This is a genomic window from Pseudomonas sp. 58 R 3, assembly GCF_900006605.1.
Lineage (GTDB): Bacteria > Pseudomonadota > Gammaproteobacteria > Pseudomonadales > Pseudomonadaceae > Aquipseudomonas > Aquipseudomonas salomonii.
Window position 1 is genome coordinate 31,763 of sequence record NZ_CVTT01000039.1, and the last position, 19,499, is coordinate 51,261.

General features: G+C 61.4%; 14 protein-coding genes. 4 read left to right on the plus strand and 10 right to left on the minus strand.

Annotated elements, in window-relative coordinates; translation table 11 throughout:
* Nucleotides 1-10 precede the first annotated feature (10 nt).
* Nucleotides 11-670, minus strand: a complete 660-nt coding sequence (locus BFP92_RS09645) for an HAD-IA family hydrolase (RefSeq protein ID WP_065929322.1) — start codon at nucleotides 668-670, stop codon at nucleotides 11-13.
* The gene (rluC, locus tag BFP92_RS09650; RefSeq protein WP_056861649.1) at nucleotides 657-1,616 is read right to left on the minus strand and encodes a 23S rRNA pseudouridine(955/2504/2580) synthase RluC; all 960 of its coding nucleotides are present in this window, start codon (nucleotides 1,614-1,616) and stop codon (nucleotides 657-659) included. The genes BFP92_RS09645 and rluC overlap by 14 nt, the downstream gene beginning before the upstream one ends.
* A 756-nt stretch (nucleotides 1,617-2,372) precedes the next feature.
* On the opposite strand from rluC, the gene rne reads away from it, so the two are divergent.
* Complete coding sequence (rne, locus tag BFP92_RS09655) at nucleotides 2,373-5,609, plus strand: ribonuclease E (RefSeq protein ID WP_065929323.1); 3,237 nt, start codon at nucleotides 2,373-2,375, stop codon at nucleotides 5,607-5,609.
* 190 nt (nucleotides 5,610-5,799) lie between these two features.
* Here rne and BFP92_RS09660 read toward each other — a convergent pair whose 3' ends face one another.
* The 3 genes from BFP92_RS09660 to BFP92_RS09670 form a co-directional block, all read right to left on the minus strand.
* The gene (locus BFP92_RS09660; RefSeq protein ID WP_065929324.1) at nucleotides 5,800-6,387 is read right to left on the minus strand and encodes a nucleotidyltransferase family protein; all 588 of its coding nucleotides are present in this window, start codon (nucleotides 6,385-6,387) and stop codon (nucleotides 5,800-5,802) included.
* Complete coding sequence (locus BFP92_RS09665; RefSeq protein WP_065929325.1) at nucleotides 6,387-7,373, minus strand: XdhC family protein; 987 nt, start codon at nucleotides 7,371-7,373, stop codon at nucleotides 6,387-6,389. Before BFP92_RS09665 ends, BFP92_RS09660 begins: the two co-directional genes overlap by 1 nt.
* Nucleotides 7,374-7,508: 135 nt before the next feature.
* Entirely contained in the window at nucleotides 7,509-8,840 is a 1,332-nt protein-coding gene (locus BFP92_RS09670) for a dicarboxylate/amino acid:cation symporter (RefSeq protein ID WP_017138374.1), read from the minus strand.
* Between the two features lie 339 nt (nucleotides 8,841-9,179).
* Here BFP92_RS09670 and BFP92_RS09675 point away from each other — a divergent pair, with 339 nt between their 5' ends.
* Complete coding sequence (locus BFP92_RS09675) at nucleotides 9,180-10,178, plus strand: AraC family transcriptional regulator (protein WP_065929326.1); 999 nt, start codon at nucleotides 9,180-9,182, stop codon at nucleotides 10,176-10,178.
* A 41-nt stretch (nucleotides 10,179-10,219) separates the two neighbouring features.
* On the opposite strand, the gene BFP92_RS09680 is transcribed toward BFP92_RS09675, so the two are convergent.
* The 3 genes from BFP92_RS09680 to BFP92_RS09690 are packed head-to-tail and all read right to left on the minus strand — an operon-like array spanning nucleotide 10,220 to nucleotide 12,567.
* Nucleotides 10,220-11,566, minus strand: a complete 1,347-nt coding sequence (locus tag BFP92_RS09680; protein WP_065929327.1) for an ATP-binding protein — start codon at nucleotides 11,564-11,566, stop codon at nucleotides 10,220-10,222.
* The gene (locus BFP92_RS09685; protein ID WP_017138377.1) at nucleotides 11,563-12,240 is read right to left on the minus strand and encodes a response regulator; all 678 of its coding nucleotides are present in this window, start codon (nucleotides 12,238-12,240) and stop codon (nucleotides 11,563-11,565) included. Before BFP92_RS09685 ends, BFP92_RS09680 begins: the two co-directional genes overlap by 4 nt.
* An 18-nt stretch (nucleotides 12,241-12,258) precedes the next feature.
* Complete coding sequence (locus BFP92_RS09690; RefSeq protein WP_065929328.1) at nucleotides 12,259-12,567, minus strand: hypothetical protein; 309 nt, start codon at nucleotides 12,565-12,567, stop codon at nucleotides 12,259-12,261.
* 138 nt (nucleotides 12,568-12,705) lie between these two features.
* Between BFP92_RS09690 and BFP92_RS09695 the strand changes: the two genes are divergently transcribed.
* On the plus strand, nucleotides 12,706-13,422 hold the full coding sequence (locus BFP92_RS09695) for a 4'-phosphopantetheinyl transferase family protein (RefSeq protein ID WP_065929329.1): 717 nt from the start codon (nucleotides 12,706-12,708) through the stop codon (nucleotides 13,420-13,422).
* Nucleotides 13,423-13,511: 89 nt separating this feature from the next.
* Here the strand turns inward: BFP92_RS09695 and BFP92_RS09700 are convergent, their stop codons facing one another.
* Together BFP92_RS09700 and BFP92_RS09705 are read right to left on the minus strand one after the other, a co-directional pair.
* Nucleotides 13,512-15,122: an ATP-binding protein gene (locus tag BFP92_RS09700; protein WP_065929330.1), complete on the minus strand. Its 1,611-nt coding sequence runs from the start codon at nucleotides 15,120-15,122 to the stop codon at nucleotides 13,512-13,514.
* The gene (locus BFP92_RS09705) at nucleotides 15,119-15,844 is read right to left on the minus strand and encodes a response regulator (protein ID WP_065929331.1); all 726 of its coding nucleotides are present in this window, start codon (nucleotides 15,842-15,844) and stop codon (nucleotides 15,119-15,121) included. Before BFP92_RS09705 ends, BFP92_RS09700 begins: the two co-directional genes overlap by 4 nt.
* Nucleotides 15,845-16,563: 719 nt before the next feature.
* Here BFP92_RS09705 and BFP92_RS09710 point away from each other — a divergent pair.
* Nucleotides 16,564-19,458 (plus strand): ribonucleoside-diphosphate reductase subunit alpha, encoded by a 2,895-nt coding sequence (locus BFP92_RS09710; protein WP_065929332.1) that lies wholly within the window; start codon nucleotides 16,564-16,566, stop codon nucleotides 19,456-19,458.
* The last annotated feature ends 41 nt before the right edge of the window (nucleotides 19,459-19,499 follow it).

Genomic DNA, 19,499 nt, shown 5'->3' on the forward strand with positions numbered 1-19,499 from the left:
CAAAGACTTATCAGGCCCGGCTGAGCCAGGCGTGCAGTTCAGAAAAATGATCAATCGTCAGCCTGGGCTCGTATGCCTGCAAGGCTTCGGCAGCCTGGGCACCGTAGCTGACCGCCACGCTGTCCATGCCGGCATTGCGCGCCATCATCAGGTCGAAGGAAGCGTCACCCACCATCAACGCCTGACGCGGCGCTAGGCCGCAATGCGCCAGGATCTGCTCCAGCATCAGAGGGTGAGGTTTGCTGGCGGTTTCATCCGCTGCACGGGTGATATCGAAATAATCTTCAAACCCGTGGGCCTTGAGCACCCGATCCAGCCCGCGACGGGCCTTGCCGGTGGCCACAGCCAAGTGATAACCCTCGGCGCGAAACGCCTCCAGGGATTGCCTTACGCCGTCAAACAGCGGCGAAGGCGTGGCCTCCAGCCCTATGTAGTGATCGGCGTAATGGTCACGAAAAGTCACCAGCTCTGTGTCGCTGATCCGGGGGTACAAGGTACGGATCGCCTCGGGCAGGCCCAGGCCGATAATGCCTTTTACCGCCAGATCCGTGCACAACTCGAAACCCGAACGGGTCGAGGCCGCGTGCATTGAGTCGACGATGCGCCCAATGGAATTGCACAGCGTGCCGTCCCAATCAAAAATCAGCAGCTTGTAGTCAGGGTGCGACACTCAAACGCTCCACGGTCTTGGCCCACATCTCATCGACCGGCGCCTGCAACTTCAGCTCGCCGCCATCGGGCAGCGGCACGGTGAGCATGTAGGCGTGCAGGAACAGGCGCTTGCCGCCCAGGTCGCGAATTTCCCTGGAGAAATCCTCATCGCCGTACTTGGTGTCGCCGGCGATGCAGTGGCCCGCGTGCAGGGTGTGCACACGAATCTGGTGGGTACGCCCGGTCACAGGCTTGGCCTCGACCATAGTGGCGAAGTCACCGAAGCGGCGCAGCACCTTGAACAGGGTCAGGGCTTCTTTGCCCTCCTCGTCCACTTCGACCATGCGCTCGCCGGAGCGCAGGTTGCTCTTCTGCAATGGCGCACGCACGCTCTTGATGGAGCTGGCCCAGTTGCCCCGTACCAGTGCCATGTAGCGCTTGTCCACGCCATCGCCACGCAAGGCGGTGTGCAGGTGACGCAACATGCTGCGTTTTTTGGCGATCATCAGCAGGCCGGAGGTGTCACGGTCCAAGCGGTGGACCAGTTCCAGCTCCTTGGCATCGGGTCGCAACTGACGAAAGGCTTCGATCACCCCGAACGTCAGGCCACTGCCGCCGTGAACCGCAATGCCGCAAGGCTTGTTGATCACGATCAGCTTGTTGTCTTCGAAGACAATCGACGCTTCCAGGCGCTGCAACAGGCCCTGGGCCAATGGCACCGGCTCGTCACGCTCAGGCACGCGCACTGGCGGCACACGGACGATATCGCCCGCCTGCAGCTTGTACTCGGGCTTGATCCGGCCTTTGTTCACGCGCACTTCACCTTTACGCAAGATGCGGTAAATCAAGGTCTTGGGCACGCCTTTGAGCCTGGCCAGGAGAAAATTGTCGATGCGTTGGCCGGCATATTCCGGCGAGACCTCGAGCAGCTGGACGCTGGGGGTCTGGGGGGCGGTAGTCGTCATGGCGGCGATGATAACAATTTTTTATGGAATTGAAGCACTTAATCATTGCTGCTATAGTCGCGAACGCCGCCAAAAGCGGCCTGGACAGAGGACTTGCGGCAAACTGCCGGCCCTGACCATCGCAATTCATCAGGACGCGAGGCCGTCCTACGGGGCTTTCGCCACCTTGGAAGGCTCAGGATTGTAACAAGCGCAGGTGACATGAGGCCTGAAGCGAGTGCAGAAAGCAGAGTGAATACTCGCGTTCTGCGCCGATATTTACGGCCAGTTCACAAAGTGCAGTCAGTCTTGAGCCAGACCACGGCGAATGCTTCGGAAACAACGCCTGTTAAGAGCTGAGTGAGAGCGCAGTCGCCCACACCTAGTCTTGTTTAGCCATGAGCGTGGACTCCCCATTGGAGTACACGGTAAATGCCAACCCGCTGCGGATTCTGCGCGCGGCAGCACCCGAATTATCAGGGATACGTGTAGGGTGGAGATGCACAACCGTCGGACCGTGTAGCATTAGGCTTATAAGACGCTTCATCTCGTCCACAGTCGCCGGTTGATTCCTCCTCCTGACCTTAGCTTTTGTTGAAGTGGTGCCTTTGTCACCACCGCTAACAAGCAGGACGCGTCCGTCGCGATACCGGCCCAATTGGCTCGTTATTGCTGGACACTGGAGTGGCCAACCACTCTTGACGCACCTGACACCGACCGTGAGAAGTCGTGTGTGCCGAACGCCGTTTCCGGCAGCCCGGAAACCGACGGTACAACATGAAAAGAATGCTGATTAACGCAACTCAACCCGAAGAGTTGCGTGTTGCACTGGTAGATGGCCAACGCCTCTATGACCTGGACATCGAATCCGGTGCGCGCGAGCAAAAGAAGGCCAACATCTATAAAGGCCGTATTACTCGCATCGAACCAAGCCTTGAGGCTGCCTTTGTCGATTTCGGCTCCGAGCGCCACGGCTTCCTGCCCCTCAAAGAAATCTCCCGCGAATACTTCAAGAAAGCCCCCGAAGGCCGCGTGAACATCAAGGACGTCCTGAGCGAAGGCCAGGAAGTCATCGTTCAGGTCGAAAAAGAAGAACGTGGCAACAAGGGCGCTGCCCTGACCACTTTCATCTCCCTGGCCGGCCGTTACCTGGTGCTGATGCCGAACAACCCGCGTGCCGGCGGCATTTCCCGTCGCATCGAAGGCGAAGAACGCAACGAACTGCGGGAAGCGCTGAACGGCCTGATCGCCCCTGCCGACATGGGCCTGATCGTGCGCACTGCAGGCCTGGGCCGCAGCAGCGAAGAAATGCAGTGGGACCTCGACTACCTGCTGCAACTGTGGACCGCCATCAAAGAAGCCTCCCTGGATCGTTCCGCGCCGTTCCTGATCTACCAGGAAAGCAACGTGATCATCCGCGCCATCCGCGATTACCTGCGCCAGGACATCGGCGAAGTGCTGATCGACAGCGTTGAAGCCCAGGACGAAGCCCTGACCTTCATTCGCCAGGTGATGCCGCAGTACGCCAGCAAGATCAAGCTCTACGAAGACAGCGTTCCGCTGTTCAACCGTTTCCAGATCGAAAGCCAGATCGAGACCGCCTTCCAGCGCGTGGTCGAACTGCCTTCCGGCGGCTCCATCGTGATCGACCCGACCGAAGCCCTGGTGTCCATCGACATCAACTCGGCGCGCGCCACCAAAGGCAGCGACATCGAAGAGACCGCGCTGCAGACCAACCTGGAAGCAGCCGAAGAAATCGCCCGCCAGCTGCGCCTGCGCGACATCGGCGGCCTGATCGTGATCGACTTCATCGACATGACCCCGGCCAAGAACCAGCGCGCCGTGGAAGAAAAAGTCCGCGAGTGCCTGGAAGCTGACCGTGCCCGCGTACAGGTCGGCCGCATCTCGCGCTTCGGCCTGCTGGAAATGTCCCGTCAGCGCCTGCGCCCCTCCCTGGGCGAGAGCAGCGGCATCGTCTGCCCGCGTTGCAACGGCACCGGCATCATCCGTGACGTTGAATCGCTGTCCCTGGCGATCCTGCGCCTGATCGAAGAAGAAGCCCTGAAAGACCGCACCGCCGAAGTCCGCGCGCAAGTGCCGATCCCGGTGGCCGCGTTCCTGCTTAACGAAAAACGCAACTCGATCACCAAGATCGAACTGCGCACCCGTGCCCGCATCGTCATCCTGCCGAACGATCACCTCGAGACGCCGCACTTCGAAGTGCAACGCCTGCGTGATGACAGCCCGGAAGCCCACAGTGGCCAGTCCAGCTACGAAATCGCCGCTGCCGCTGCCGAAGTGGAAGAAGTCCAGCCAGCCGCTGCGACCCGTACTCTGGTTCGCCAGGAAGCCGCCGTGAAGACCGCACCGGCGCGTGCCAACGCACCGGTCCCGGCTGAAGTCGCTACACCGGTTGCCGCACCGGCCGCCCTGCCTGAGCCAAGCCTGTTCAAAGGCCTGGTGAAGTCGCTGGTCAGCCTGTTCGCCAGCAAAGAAGAGCCTGCTGCGCCGGTTGTGGTTGAAAAGCCTGCTACCGAACGCCCGGCCCGTAACGAAGAACGTCGCAACGGCCGTCAACAGAGCCGTAACCGCAACGGTCGCCGTGACGAGGAGCGCAAGCCGCGCGAAGAACGTGCACCGCGTGAAGAACGCGCGCCACGTGAAGAGCGTGCACCTCGTGAAGAACGTGCACCTCGCGAAGCCCGTGAAGAGACCCCAACCGTAGCCCGTGAAGAACGCGCACCACGCGAAGAGCGCGCACCCCGTACTCCGCGTGCCCCGCGTGAAGACCGCAAGCCACGTGGCGAGCGTGAAGAACGTGTGCGTGAACTGCGCGAGCCGCTGGACGCTGCACCGGCAGTAGCCGCCGTTGCTGCCGAAGCTGTCAGCGAAGAACGCCCGGCTCGCCAGCCGCGTGAAGAACGCGCCCCACGTGAAGAGCGCCAGCCGCGCCCACCGCGTGAAGAGCGTCAACCACGTGCCGAGCAAGCCGCTGCCACCAGCGAAGAAGAAGTGCTGACCGGTGAAGAGCAACTGCAGGAAGACGGTCAGGACAACGCCGAAGGCGATCGTCCACGCCGCCGCTCCCGTGGCCAGCGTCGTCGCAGCAACCGTCGTGAGCGTCAGCGTGATGCCAACGGCAATGTGATCGAAGGCTCGGAAGAGACCGGCGAGAACGGCGAAGCGGCCACCGCAGAGCCAACGGGCGCCGAACTGGCTGCCGGCCTGGCGGTGACCGCCGCCGTTGCCAGCAGCGTGATCAGCGCACCGGCTGAAGCCCAGGCGCATGAGCAAGCTGAACGCGCTACCGCTGCTGTTGAAGAAACAGCGGCTGTAGAAGCACCGGTTGCCGAGACCCCAGTGGTTGAAGCGCCGGTTGTTGAAACGCCAGTCGTCGAAGCCACTACCCCGATCGAAGCCCCAGTGGTTCCGGAAGTGGAAGTTGCCTCGCCAGTGCGTGAAGTGCGCGACGTTCAGCCAGAAGTCGAAGTGGCTGCTGTCGAGCCTGCACCGGTTGCCGAGCCTCAGCCAGTGGTTGAAGCCGTGGTTGAAGCGCCGGTTGTCGAAGAAGCTGCCCCGGCAGTGCGTGAAGTTCGCGAAGAACAGACCGCCTTCCAGTGGACTGCCGAACCCGCTGCACCGGTTGAAGCGCCAGCACCTGCCCCTGTGGTAGAAGAAGCGCCTGCACCGGTTGCAGAAGTGGTTGCCGAGCCAGCCCCGGTGGTTGAGCCTGCACCCGTGGTTGAAGCGCCCGTAGTTGCTGAAGCACCAGTGGTTGCCGAAGTCGCAGCCCCCGTGGTTGAAGCGGCGCCTGCCAGCGCCCTGACCGAAAACGGCCGTGCGCCGAACGACCCACGTGAAGTGCGTCGTCGTCGCAGGGAAGCTGAAGCCGCCGCGGCTGCAGCCGCTGCCGCACCGGCTGCCGACGCGGTCGAGGCACCTGCCCCGGTTGTTGAAGCCGTGGTTGAGCACAAGGCCCTGGAAGCAGAGCACGAGCCTAAACCCCTCGTCTGATTCCATCGGCCACTAAAAAGCCCCGCCTGAGTGATCAGGCGGGGCTTTTTTATGGGCGTTCAACTTAAGCCTTGTGGAGATCAAGCCTTGTGGAGATCAACGGTGGGAGCTGGCTTGCCTGCGATAGCATCACCGCAGCGTGACTGACACACCGAGGTGCCTGCATCGCGGGCAAGCCCGGCTCCCACCGTTAGTCTGTGCTGAAACTTAGCATCTGCGGTACGTCCACATCCCACAGCACACCGGGATCCTCCACGTGCACTTGCCGCACCACCGCCTGGGAAAATAACGGCTTTGCGCCACGATCACCGCTCAATGCCATCAGTTGCGGCCCCAGCGCCCGACCAAAAGCCACCGGATGCCCGTACTTACCCGCCTGTACCGGCACACTGATGCCATCGTCCTGGACCGCGTCAATCACTCGCTCAAGGGTCGACGACTGAATAAACGGCATGTCCCCCAACACCACCAACCAACCATCGGCTTCACCACTGGCTGCGACGGCGGCCGCGATGCTGTCGCCCATACCTGGCGAGTCCAGCAACAAGACTTCACAGCCATACGCCTTGGCCAAACGAATAACGGCCAGGCGGTCCGGCGAGGTGACGAGCCAGCGCTCTACGATGCACGCTGGCAAGCTTACCAATACCTGTTCGATCACGGGGCGTGTCACACCATCGACGCCTACGCAATCGGCCAGCAACTTGTCTTGATCAGCGCCGGCCTCAGCGCGAAAACGACTGCCCTGCCCGGCTGCCAGCACAATCGCCGTGACCACTACTCAGCCACCACGGGCATTGGTTTCTTCTGCATTGGCGCAACACCGTTCTTGATCGCGACAATTTCCGCCATCAGTGACAGAGCAATTTCCGCCGGTGTATGACTACCGATATGCAACCCGATCGGCCCATGCAGACGTGCAATCGCCTCAGCCGACAACCCCAGCGCCGCCAGGGTTTCCCGGCGCTTTTGCGTATTGACCCGCGAACCGAGGGCGCCAATGTAGAACGCCGATGAGTCGAGCGCCGTCAGCAGCGCCATATCGTCCAATCGAGGGTCGTGCGTCAGGCAGACGATAGCCGTGCGCTCATCCGTCTGGATATTCAGCACCGCCTCATCCGGCATGCCGGGCACAAAGCGGCCATGCTGCTCTTCCCAGCCGTAGACGAATTCTTCGCGCGGGTCGCAGATCAGCACTTCGAAATCCAGCAGGCGCGCCATTTCAGCCACGTAGCGCGACAGCTGCCCGGCGCCGATCAACAGCAAACGCCAACGCGGGCCGTAGATAGCCCGCAGGCGCTCGCCATCAAAGGTCACGACATCGGTCTTGGCCGCGCCGCTCAAGGTGACCTTGCCACTGCTCAGGTCTAGCTCACGCGCGACAATCTGGTGGTCTTCACAGCGCGCCAGCAATTGCGAGACCCAGCCGAATTCATCCACGCGTTCCTCAGTCAGGCGCAACGTGCCGCCGCACGGCAAGCCGAAACGCGCCGCCTCATCGCGGGTGACGCCGTAGGTCACCAACTGCACCGGCGGGCCATCCTCCGGCAAGCGACCATCCTGCAAGCGCGCGATCAAGTCGTCCTCGATGCAACCGCCCGACACCGAGCCGATCACCACACCATCGCCACGCAAAGCCAGCATTGCCCCCGGCGGGCGTGGCGCGCTGCCCCAGGTCTGAACCACGCTGTACAACACCACTCGGTGCCCGGCACGGCGCCATTCGAGCACGCTGCGCAGGACATTCAGATCCACACTGTCCATCAGGTCTCCTACAGCGGATAAAGTATTCACTTACTGTAAAGCAAGCAAAACCCAAAGCGCCACGTCAGAAACGCAAACGCCCCGAACCAGTCGGGGCGTCTGCAGGCTTTGGGTGTTGTTCACACCCTGGGCATTTTACTTGATGGCAGGCGCCGGGCCTTCGGCCACGCCCAGGTCATCTTCCGGACGGGTATCGGAGATACCGGTGCCGCCGGATGCCAACTCGCTGTGCAGCTTGTCGGTGTCCAGTTCTTTAACCCACTTGGCCACAACGATGGTGGCAACCGCGTTGCCCACCAGGTTGGTCAGTGCGCGGGCTTCGGACATGAAGCGGTCAATACCCAGGATCAGCGCCAGGCCGGCAACCGGCAGGTGGCCTACGGCCGACAGGGTGGCGGCCAGTACGATGAAGCCCGAACCGGTCACGCCTGCAGCGCCTTTGGAGGACAGCAGCAGCACCAGCAGCAGGGTGATCTGGTGGGTGATGTCCATGTGGGTGTCAGTCGCCTGGGCGATGAACACGGCAGCCATGGTCAGGTAGATCGAAGTACCGTCGAGGTTGAAGGAGTAGCCGGTCGGAATCACCAGGCCTACTACGGATTTCTTCGCGCCCAGACGCTCCATCTTGATCAGCATGCGTGGCAGTGCGGATTCGGAGGAGGAAGTACCCAGTACGATCAACAGCTCTTCACGGATGTAGCGAACCAGCTTCAACACGCTGAAACCGTGGGCGCGGCAGATAGCGCCCAGCACCACCACCACAAACAGGATGCAAGTGATGTAGAAGCAGATCATCAGCTGGCCCAGCTGCACCAGGGAACCTACACCGTAGGCGCCGATGGTGAACGCCATGGCGCCCAGGGCACCGATTGGCGCGAGCTTCATGATCATGTTGATGATGTTGAACATCACGTGGGCGAAGCGATCGATGAAGTCCAGCACCGGCTTGCCGTAGGCACCCAGGCGATGCAGGGCAAAACCGAAGATCACCGAGAACATCAGTACTTGCAGGATGTCGCCGTTGGCGAAAGCGCCGACGATGGTGTTCGGGATCACATTGAGGATAAAGCCAACCACGCTCTGGTCTGCACCGGCGGTCACGTAGGCCGCGACTTTGGAGGCGTCCAGGGTCGCTACGTCGATGTGCATGCCGGCGCCCGGTTGCACAACGTTGACCACGATCAGGCCGATCAGCAGGGCGATGGTGGAAACAACTTCGAAGTACAGCAGCGCGTAGCCGCCGGTTTTGCCCACCGATTTCATGCTTTGCATGCCGGCGATGCCGCTGACAACGGTGCAGAAGATGATCGGGGCAATGACCATTTTGATCAGCTTGATAAAGCCGTCACCCAGTGGCTTGAGGGCCACGCCGGTCTGCGGGTAGAAGTGACCGAGCAAAATACCGATAACGATTGCGACGATCACCTGGAAATACAGGGATTTGTAGATTGGCTGACGAGTCGTCATTGCAAAGTTCCTCAATCGCACCGTGTGGCAAAGATCCGCCATTGCCCACGACACTTCAATTGCGAACCCTCCTGCACTGGAGGGATTTGTTGTTTGCGAGGCCTGTAGGAACATTCCTGCGCTGTAATCCCTATCGCAAACGCCGTGCCACTTTGCTCTAATCGCCTGAAGGCCTTTAGACATCAGGGCCCAGGACAAACATCACGCCCTCGCCACTGTGGATGAGGTGGCGGAATTCCGCCCACTCACCCCATCTCGTCCTACAATTTGGCGGATATCCGCCTTGTCGCCCTACCCGGTGATGGCTAACATCCGCCACTCCATGGACGAGGCCCTCACATGCGTGAACGTACCATCGCCAGTCACTACGCCCGCGCCGCTCTGGGCGGTGCGCGCCGCGCGGGTTACGACTATTCGGGCCTGCTGCTGCAAGTGGGCATCACCCCGGAACTGCTGAGCGAACCCCGCGCCCGCATCGCCCCTGAGCAATTTACCCGGTTGTTACAAATGCTATGGCTGGGGCTGGACGACGAATACCTGGGGTTTGCCGAAGGCCCGAGCAAGCGCGGCACCTTCGCCATGATGTGCCACGCGCTGATTCACTGCCGCACCCTGGAGAAGGCTCTGGAACGCGGCTTATTATTTTATAGCCTATTCCCGCAGGGGCCGCGCTGGCAGTTGACCAGAGAAGGCGACTTGGCCCGTTTGAGCCTGGACGATTCGCAGCTGTGGGACCCGGACCACTTTCTCAGCGAGTGCCTGCTGGTGATCTGGCATCGCCTGGGCAGTTGGTTGATCGGCCGCCGTATCCGGCTGCAGCAGGCCACGTTCAGCTACCCGATGCCGGCCCATGCGGGCGAATACGACCTGCTGTTCCCGTGCCCTCAGGTATTTGGCGCACCGAACAGCAGCCTGGTGTTTCCCGCCCGATACCTGAGCCTGCCGTTGTTGCAGGACGAGCGCACCCTTAAGCACTTTCTCGAGCGCTCGCCCGCTGACCTGTTGTCGCGGCCCGATGAAGGCGACAGTTTAAGCAGCCAGCTGCGCCGCCTGCTCAGCCGCGACCGCACGCCCTGGCCCGACCTGGAGGCCGTCGCCCAGCACCTGCACATCAGCCCGCAAACCCTGCGCCGGCATTTGCGCGAGGAAGGCACCAGCTTTCAGGCGCTCAAGGATGAGTTGCGGCGGGACATCGCCATTTATCACTTGGGGCGTGCGGATTTGTCGTTGCAGGAGATTGCCGAGCAGTTGGGGTTTTCGGAACCGTCGGCGTTTCATCGGGCGTTCAAGAAGTGGACCGGGCTGACGCCGGGGGCGTATCGGGCGCAAGAAAGCTAGAGCTGGCTTGCCTGCGATGAGGCCAGTAAGGGCAACAAGGATCAAGCCGCCGGAAAGTGAATCTTGAACGCCGCGCCACCCAACGGCGAATCCCCAAGGGTCAGCCGCGCGCTGTAGCTTTCAATGATGTCCTTGACCACCGCCAGGCCGATACCCTGCCCCGGATGCTGACGGTCCAGCCGCTCGCCCCTTTGCAGAATCCGCGCACGCTGATCGGGCGGCACGCCAGGGCCGTCATCTTCGATGCACAGTTCAGTGCCTTCAAGGTTCTCCGTCAGGCTGATGCGCACTTCACTCAGGCACAGGCGATAAGCGTTTTCCAGCAGGTTGCCGAGCATTTCAAGCAGTGCGCCCTTCTCGATCGGCACATCACACTCGGGCGGCAACTCAAGGGTGACGGTCACGCGTTTGTCGCGGTAAACCTTGTCCAGCGTGTCACACAGGCTTTGCAACACCGGTTCCAGGCGCACCTGGTGACGCACCAGGCCACTTTTACGCAGGCTGGCGCGCTGCAATTGGTAGCCGATCTGCTGGCTCATGCGTTCGATCTGCGATTGAAGCACCCAGGCCTGGCCGCGCTCTTCCGGGCGCTGGGCCATGTCCTCACTCACGCCCTGCAACACCGCCAGCGGGGTTTTCAGGCTGTGGGCCAGGTCGTCGAGGGAGTCGCGGTAGCGCGCCCGCTGCTCGCGCTCACTGTGCAGCAAACGGTTGAGCGAGCCGGTCAGGCGCAGCAGTTCGCGGGGGTGTTCTTCGGTGAGGCTTTCGCGGGTGCCGCCTTCGATCTGGTCAAGTTCCTGACTCAAGCGGCGCAAGGCTTGCAGGCCCCAGGTCAGGCCCAGCCACAACAGCGTCAGCAATACCAGCAAGGCCGCGCCGAAACCCAGGTAGAGGTTTTCCTGCAGGCCTTCGAGGGTCAGTTGGTATTCACGCACCGGTTGCAGCGCGACGATACTGAACGCCGCGCTCTTGCCGCCCAGCAGCTTGACCTCGACGTCATACACGAAGAACTCCTGGCCATTGGCTTCGCGAATCCGCGCAAATTCATTACCGCGCCCGTCGTAGCGCGGCTTGTAGTTGATGTTTTCTTCCTGAGTCGCCCGCGAGCGCCAGACCAGATGGCCTTCACGGTCGTAGATGTAACCGAGCAGGCGGCTGTCAGTGAGGTTGAAGCGTTCGTCCGGCAACTGCGCCGGCATCAACAGACGGTTGTTTTCGACCCGCGCGGCGGAAATCAGCGTAGTCACATCCGAGGCCAGGCGCTGCTCGATGGAATCCTGCAGCGCCAGGCTGAACGCGCCTTGCATGGCGGGCAACAAGCCCAGCATAAACAGCACGGCCAGGGTGGTGGCCGCGAGCATCAAGCGCACACGTAGCGAGCGAATCAACGGCAGCGCTCATTGAACAGGTAGCCCAGGCCACGCACGGTGTCGATCGGCTTGAACCCGGCCGGGCCTTCCAGCTTGCGGCGCAGGCGACCCACCAGCACTTCGATCACGTTCGGATCACGCTCGTCGTCATCGGGGTAGAGCTGCTCCATCAAGCGGTCCTTGGCGACCACTTGCTGATGATGACGCATCAGGTACTCGAGAATCCGGTACTCGTAGGCCGTCAGCGCCAGCGGCTGCTCATCCAGCGAGGCTTGTTTGCGATTGAGGTCCAGCAGCAACGGCCCGGCGACGATGGTCGATTGGGTGAACCCGCTGGAGCGGCGCAGCAAGGCGTTCATCCGCGCCTCCAGTTCTTCGAACTGGAACGGCTTGACCACGTAATCGTCGGCACCGGCGGCCAGGCCTTCGACCTTGTCCTGCCAGTTGCCGCGCGCGGTGAGGATCAGGATCGGAAAGGTCTTGGCCTGGCTGCGCAGTTGGCGGATCAGGTCCAGGCCGCCCATGCCGGGCAGGCCCAGGTCGATAATCGCCAGGTCATGGTTGAATTGGCCGGTCTGGTACAGGGCTTCCTCGGCATTGGCCACGGCTTCGACCACATGGCCGCTGTCGGTCAGGCGGGTGAACAGGTGATGGCGCAGCAGCGCCTCATCTTCCACGACCAGCAATTTCATAAGGCTCTCCAAGGCGATTCAACTGTCCGACAGGGGGATATCATAGCGGCCCTGCAAGTCTTGCGGGCGCAGTTTAATGCCATTGTATTGGCCCGTCAGGTGTTCGTAGCCGGTACGGTAGGCAGGTTGCGGCGTGGTCATGCCCAAAGATTGGCCCCAAGGCGCGGCCTGGCCGCCTACCTCTTCGAGGCTCACACGTTGGATCAGGTTGCTGGATTTCCTGGTTTTCTCGCTGCCGAACCCGGCAAAAGCACCGTCCGAAGCCTGAACCCCAGCAGTGGCACCGAGCATGCTTAAGGCCAGAATCAGCTTTTTGATCGCAGTCATTGGGCTTACCTCTACGCGTTTTGGCTGTTAAAGCCAGACTACGCAGGCGCCCCTGAACTCCCCCTGAACGGGCTCTGAACCTGGCCTGAACCGCTGCAGGCTATGCACTGGCGTACCAACTGACGCAAAATACCGCGCATGACGCCTCTACCCGCTTGCTGCACCCCACTCGACGCCCATTGGCCACTGCCCATCCCGCTGCCGGGCACGGTGTTCTTGAGCACGCGATTCGACCCGGCCTTGTTGCTCGCCGATGACTTCCAGCGCAGCGCGGTGCCGCCGCCGGCCAGCATCCAGCGCTCGGTGGCCAAACGCCAGGCGGAATTCCTCGCCGGTCGCCTGTGCGCCCGCGCAGCGCTGCAACAGCTTGACCAACTGGATTGCGTGCCGGCCATCGGTGATGACCGTGCGCCGGTGTGGCCTGGGCATATCAGCGGCTCCATCACCCACAGCACCGGGCATGCAGCGGCCATTGTCGGGCACAAGGCGCAATGGCGCGGGCTGGGGATGGACCTGGAGAACCTGCTGTCATTGGAGCGGGCGGAGCGTTTGGCTGGGGAGATTCTGACGCCCGACGAATTGCAGCGCATGGCACTGGGGCCACGCGAGCAGGTTGCCTTGCTGGTGACGCTGACGTTTTCGGTCAAGGAGAGCCTGTTCAAAGCGCTGTATCCGATTGTGCAAAAGCGTTTCTACTTTGAGCATGCCGAGGTGCTTGAGTGGTCGCAGGCCGGGCGCGTGCGGTTGCGGTTGCTGACGGACCTGTCTGCTGAATGGTGTTATGGCAAGGAGTTGGAGGGGCAGTTTGCGGTGGAGGGGGAGCAGTTGTTGAGTCTGGTGGCGGTCGGCGCCTGATAGATCGCTATCTCGGGCAAGCCCGGCTCCCACCTTAGGTTTGCGAATGCATTCAAAATGTGGGAGCTGGCTTGCCTGCGATGGCGGTCTTAAGTCTTGTCCTGATCCCTGGGCCAACTCAAACTGAAACACGCCCCACCCAGGTTGTTGCTGTTGCTGATCAACGCCCGCCCGCCGTGCCAATAGATAATCCGCCGCACGATCGACAAACCCAGACCATGCCCGCCTGAAGCTCGCGTGCGACTGTCGTCCAGACGCAAGAATGGCGTGAAGATCCGCTCCCAGGCGCTTTCCGGCACGCCCGGCCCGTCATCTTCCACATCGATGCGGCAGCGCACCTGGCCCACTTGATAACTGATCAATACCTGGCTTTGGGCATGGCGCATGGCATTGCTCACCAAATTTTGCAGGGCGCGGTGCAGGTAGCGCGGTTCGGCGTCGACCCAGGCGTCATCCCAATGTGCCGAGGACAGGCAGATGCCACGGGCGACACTGACCTGCGGGCGCAGTGGCGATAATTCGCCGATCACCTGATCGAGCAAGGCATTAAGGTCGACCCGCTGGAAATTCAGCTCCGGCGCGCCTTGCTCCAGGCGGGCGTAGGTGAGCATCTCGTCGACCAGGCCGTCGAGGTCCTGGATATCGCTGTCCATGCCTTCCATATATTTACGCCGCGCCTCTGGGGTGGCGGCGTCGCCGATCATCTCCAGGCCAAAGCGCAGGCGCGCCACCGGGGTGCGCAACTCGTGGGAGACCGCGCGCACCAGCTCGCGCTGGATCGCCAGCAATTGCTGCAAGTGCTCGGCCATGCCATTAAAGGCGGCGGCCAAACGCCCTACCGAATCGGCGCCACGGGCCGGCACACGCACTTCCAGGTTGCCTTTGGCGATGCGCGTGGCCGCTGCTTCCAGGCCTTTGAGGCGCCGTTCGAGCTGACGCACCAAGAGGTACACGATCAACCCGATGAGCGTGAGGCTGATCAACGCGATCAGGATCAGCCACTGCGGCGGGTACGGGTTCATTTGATACAGCGGGCCGATTTCCAGCACCCACGGCGTGCCGACCATACCGGCGAATACGCGGATGGAATCGCCGCCCTTGCCCAGGGCCATCACCGTATCGCCTTCCGCGACGCGGCGGCGCTGGTCGTCATCCATATCCGCCTGATCCAGCGTCATCAGGTGCATCTCAAAGCCAAAACCCTTGGCCTCTTTTATGTCCGCCAGGCGTTGCGGCTGCTCGGCCACCGGGAAGCGCACCAGTTCGTCAGCCAGCAGGTAAATCGTCGCACGCGCCAACTGCTCGCTGATCTGCTGCACTTCACCCGTGAGCACAAGCTGCGACTGTTCGCTGACCAGGCGCAGCACGCGCGCGGCATGCGGGCCGGTCTGCTCCACCAGCACCTGGCCACGTTGCAGGCGATTGCGCTGGGTCAGGTCCAACTGGGCGTCCGCCAAGGGACGCAGTTCCAGGGGAATGCCGAGCAAGCGCTCCCACACCGCCAGGGCGCGCCGGCGCTCGATCGCGCTCATCGGTTGCAGGTTGTCGCCCATCAGCGCGAAGGTGCCGTGGGCCAGACGCTCACGGTACTGGCCGCTGCGCACTTCATTGAGCAGGTGCAGGGCCAGCACGCCGAGCAACGCCACCAGGACCAGCGCCGCGCACATGCCGCCGTAGATGCGCAGGAAGATCGAGTTCACAGCGGCATGTCGGCGGCAGCTTCGGGGACGAACAAGTAGCCTTTGCTGCGAATGGTTTTGATCAGCCGCGGGTGAATCGGGTCGTCGCCGATCTTGGGCCGAATACGCGAGATGCGCACGTCGATGGAGCGGTCCTGGCCGTCGTAGCCAATCCCGCGCAAGGCAATAAAGATTTCTTCGCGGGACAGGATGCGCCCGGCATTCGCCACCAGCAGCCACAAGAGGTCGAACTCGGCGCTGGTCAGCTCGATGCTGCCCTCGTGCAGCCAGGCTTCGCGCAGGGCGTTGTCCACCACCAGCGGGCCGAACTGCAGGCGCCGCTGGTTTTCCACGGCGGCGGGTATTGCCGGCTCGCTGCGCCGCAACAACGCCTGGATTCGCGCCAGCAACAAGCGCGGGCGCACGGGTTTGCACACATAGTCGTCGGCGCCCATGTCCAGGCCCTGCACCTGGTCCATATCGTCGGTACGCGCGGTAAGCATCAGGATCACCCCGTCGTAGCGCTCGCGGACCTTGCGGCAGATGCTCAGGCCGTCCTCGCCGGGCAGCATCAGGTCGAGGATCACCAGGTCCGGTTGTTCGGCGATGATGCGCGCCGCCGCCTGGGCACCGTCACTCTCCACGGACACCTGCAAGCCGTTGCTCTCCAGGTAATCACGGGTCAACTCGGCCAATCGCTCGTCGTCTTCGACGATCAATATTTGCCAGGCTTCTTGCTCCATGCGCTACCTCGCTTCTCATTATTGTCATGTGCGGGAAACACAATGTGGCCTCTCTCTATAGGGGCCGATTGTAGCCATGGGCCAGCCCTCCAGTACACGCCTGGAAATCCATTCGGTGATCGCGTTTTTTTGTGATAGGGTTCGCGCCCTCAAAAAACCAACAGACGGTTTTTGCCTTGGAATATTCGGTGACAAACGGCGTAATCCAGCAGTACTGCGGCCTACACGGGCGTTCCACGTTTCATACACATTTTACCCACAGCGTTATCCACAGGTAGTGCGTTGCTAAGCCCCCCAAAACGCATTATCTTGTACCTCGGCGCTAAAAAAACCCTACATGTAGGGTTTTAAGCGAAAAACCAAACACAAATCAGACAAGAAACTCAAGCGCTTTCTTGCTCCTGTTTGGTTGAACCAAAGCCTTTTTTAAAAGCCCAAACCGCGCACGCGGATGGCAACCGTTTTCCCCGCCCAATTGGCAGAAAACGGTACGGGTGTTGCAGTGCTTGGAGCGAGCAACTGTCACCCGGCAGGAATACGGCCAAGGGCTCTTTGAAGCTCCGAACCGAAGACTTCGGCATGGAAGCGGCGCGATGAGCTCCCTTCCTCCTGTCCCGAAGTTGTTATGCCAGGCCCAGGCCTGTTGTAAGTGCTTCAGGACGGAACGGTGGGCACCTTGATGGTGCCCAAATAAATATAGAATGTGGAGACAACCCCCCATGCAAACCGACACAACTCGCGAGAACCCGCAGGGCTCCGTGCCGCAGGCCGCCGATTCGAACCTGGATCTGTCCGCCACCGCACCTGGCCAACTGCGCGTGATCAAGCGTAACGGCACTGTCGTTCCTTACACCGATGACAAAATCACCGTCGCCATCACCAAAGCGTTTCTTGCAGTTGAAGGCGGCACCGCTGCTGCCTCGTCGCGCATCCATGACACCGTTGCCCGCCTGACCGAACAGGTTACCGCGACCTTCAAGCGTCGCATGCCGTCGGGCGGCACCATCCACATCGAAGAAATCCAGGACCAGGTTGAACTGGCCCTGATGCGTGCCGGCGAGCAGAAAGTGGCGCGCGACTACGTGATCTACCGTGACGCCCGCTCCAAGGAACGTGCCGTGCGCACACCGGCTGAAGAAGCGGCCGTGCAAGCTCACCCGTCGATCCGCATTACCCTGGCCGACGGCAGCTTTGCTCCGCTGGACCTGGGCCGCCTGAACACCATCATCACCGAGGCCTGCGAAGGTCTGGAAGAAGTCGACGGTGACCTGATCCAGCGCGAAACCCTGAAGAACCTGTACGACGGCGTGGCCCTGACCGACGTCAACACCGCTCTGGTGATGACCGCCCGTACCCTGGTTGAACGTGAGCCGAACTACTCGTTCGTGACCGCGCGCCTGCTGATGGACACCCTGCGTGCCGAAGGCCTGGGCTTCCTGGGCGTGGCCGACAGCGCCACCCACCACGAGATGGCTGACCTGTACGCCAAGGCCCTGCCGGCCTACATCGCCAAGGGTATCGAATTCGAATTGCTGAACCCGATCCTGGCCACCTTCGACCTGGAAAAACTCGGCAAGGCGATCAACCACGAGCGCGACCAGCAGTTTACCTACCTGGGCCTGCAAACCCTGTACGACCGTTACTTCATCCACAAGGACGGTGTGCGCTTCGAACTGCCGCAAGTGTTCTTCATGCGCGTGGCCATGGGCCTGGCGATTGAAGAGAAGCACAAAGAAGACCGCGCCATCGAGTTCTACAACCTGTTGTCGTCCTTCGACTACATGTCGTCGACCCCAACCCTGTTCAACGCCGGCACCCTGCGTCCACAGCTGTCGAGTTGCTACCTGACCACCGTGCCGGATGACCTGTCGGGCATCTACCACGCGATCCACGACAACGCCATGTTGTCCAAATTCGCTGGCGGCCTGGGCAACGACTGGACCCCGGTGCGTGCCTTGGGTTCGTACATCAAGGGCACCAACGGCAAATCCCAGGGCGTTGTACCGTTCCTGAAAGTGGTCAACGACACCGCCGTTGCGGTCAACCAGGGCGGCAAGCGCAAAGGCGCTGTGTGTGCGTACCTGGAAACCTGGCACATGGACATTGAAGAGTTCATCGAGCTGCGCAAGAACACCGGTGATGATCGTCGTCGTACCCACGACATGAACACCGCCAACTGGATCCCTGATCTGTTCATGAAGCGTGTCTTCGATGACGGCCCGTGGACCCTGTTCTCGCCATCCGAAGTGCCGGACCTGCACGACCTGACCGGCAAGGCCTTCGAAGAGCGTTACGAGTACTACGAAGCCCTGTCCCAGTACCCAGGCAAGATCAAGCTGTTCAAGACCATCCAGGCCAAAGACCTGTGGCGCAAAATGCTGTCCATGCTGTTTGAAACCGGCCACCCATGGCTGACCTTCAAAGACCCGTGCAACCTGCGCAGCCCGCAGCAGCACGTGGGCGTGGTCCACAGTTCGAACCTGTGCACCGAGATCACCTTGAACACCAACAAGGACGAGATCGCCGTTTGCAACCTGGGCTCGATCAACCTGCCGAACCACATCGTCAACGGCAAGCTGGACACCGCCAAGCTGGAACGCACCGTCAACACCGCCGTACGCATGCTCGATAACGTAATCGACATCAACTACTACTCGGTGCCACAGGCGCAGAACTCCAACTTCAAGCACCGTCCGGTCGGACTGGGCATCATGGGCTTCCAGGACGCCTTGTACCTGCAGCACATTCCGTACGGTTCGGACGCTGCGGTCGAGTTCGCCGACAAGTCCATGGAAGCGGTCAGCTACTACGCGATCCAGGCTTCCTGCGACCTGGCCGACGAGCGCGGCGCCTACGAGACGTTCCAGGGTTCGCTGTGGTCCAAGGGCATCCTGCCGCTGGACTCACAACAGATCCTGATCGAGCAGCGCGGCCAGAAGTACATCGACGTTGACCTGAACGAAACTCTGGACTGGGCGCCGGTACGTGCCCGTGTGCAGAAAGGTATTCGTAACTCCAACATCATGGCCATCGCACCGACCGCAACCATCGCCAACATCACTGGCGTATCGCAGTCGATCGAACCGACTTACCAGAACCTGTACGTGAAATCGAACCTGTCGGGCGAATTCACCGTGATCAACCCGTACCTGGTTCGCGACCTCAAGGCCCGCGGTCTGTGGGACTCGGTCATGATCAACGACCTGAAGTACTACGACGGTTCGGTGCAGCAGATCGAGCGCATCCCGCAAGAACTCAAAGAGCTCTACGCGACGGCCTTCGAAGTGGACACCAAGTGGATCGTTGACGCCGCCAGCCGTCGTCAGAAGTGGATCGACCAGGCGCAGTCGCTGAACCTGTACATCGCCGGTGCCTCGGGCAAGAAGCTTGACGTGACCTACCGCATGGCCTGGTACCGTGGCCTGAAAACCACTTACTACCTCCGTGCCCTGGCCGCGACCAGCACCGAGAAGTCGACCATCAACACCGGTAAGCTCAACGCTGTTTCCAGCGGCAACCACGGTGATGATTCGGTGCTGGCTGCTCCAGCCGGCCCGGCGCCAGTGCCAAAGGCTTGCGCGATTGACGAGCCGGATTGCGAAGCTTGCCAATAAGCTGAGCGGTTGCTGAAAAGCCCGTTAACTCTTTTGGGTTA

Excerpts from the sequence above, each read along its gene's own strand:
- BFP92_RS09695 (WP_065929329.1), top strand. The coding sequence starts at position 12,706 with ATGACGCCTCTACCCGCTTGCTGCACCCCACTCGACGCCCATTGGCCA.
- BFP92_RS09690 (WP_065929328.1), bottom strand. The coding sequence starts at position 12,567 with ATGACTGCGATCAAAAAGCTGATTCTGGCCTTAAGCATGCTCGGTGCC.
- BFP92_RS09685 (WP_017138377.1), bottom strand. The coding sequence starts at position 12,240 with ATGAAATTGCTGGTCGTGGAAGATGAGGCGCTGCTGCGCCATCACCTG.
- rne (WP_065929323.1), top strand. The coding sequence starts at position 2,373 with ATGAAAAGAATGCTGATTAACGCAACTCAACCCGAAGAGTTGCGTGTT.
- BFP92_RS09675 (WP_065929326.1), top strand. The coding sequence starts at position 9,180 with ATGCGTGAACGTACCATCGCCAGTCACTACGCCCGCGCCGCTCTGGGC.
- BFP92_RS09705 (WP_065929331.1), bottom strand. The coding sequence starts at position 15,844 with ATGGAGCAAGAAGCCTGGCAAATATTGATCGTCGAAGACGACGAGCGA.
- BFP92_RS09710 (WP_065929332.1), top strand. The coding sequence starts at position 16,564 with ATGCAAACCGACACAACTCGCGAGAACCCGCAGGGCTCCGTGCCGCAG.
- BFP92_RS09670 (WP_017138374.1), bottom strand. The coding sequence starts at position 8,840 with ATGACGACTCGTCAGCCAATCTACAAATCCCTGTATTTCCAGGTGATC.
- rluC (WP_056861649.1), bottom strand. The coding sequence starts at position 1,616 with ATGACGACTACCGCCCCCCAGACCCCCAGCGTCCAGCTGCTCGAGGTC.
- BFP92_RS09665 (WP_065929325.1), bottom strand. The coding sequence starts at position 7,373 with ATGGACAGTGTGGATCTGAATGTCCTGCGCAGCGTGCTCGAATGGCGC.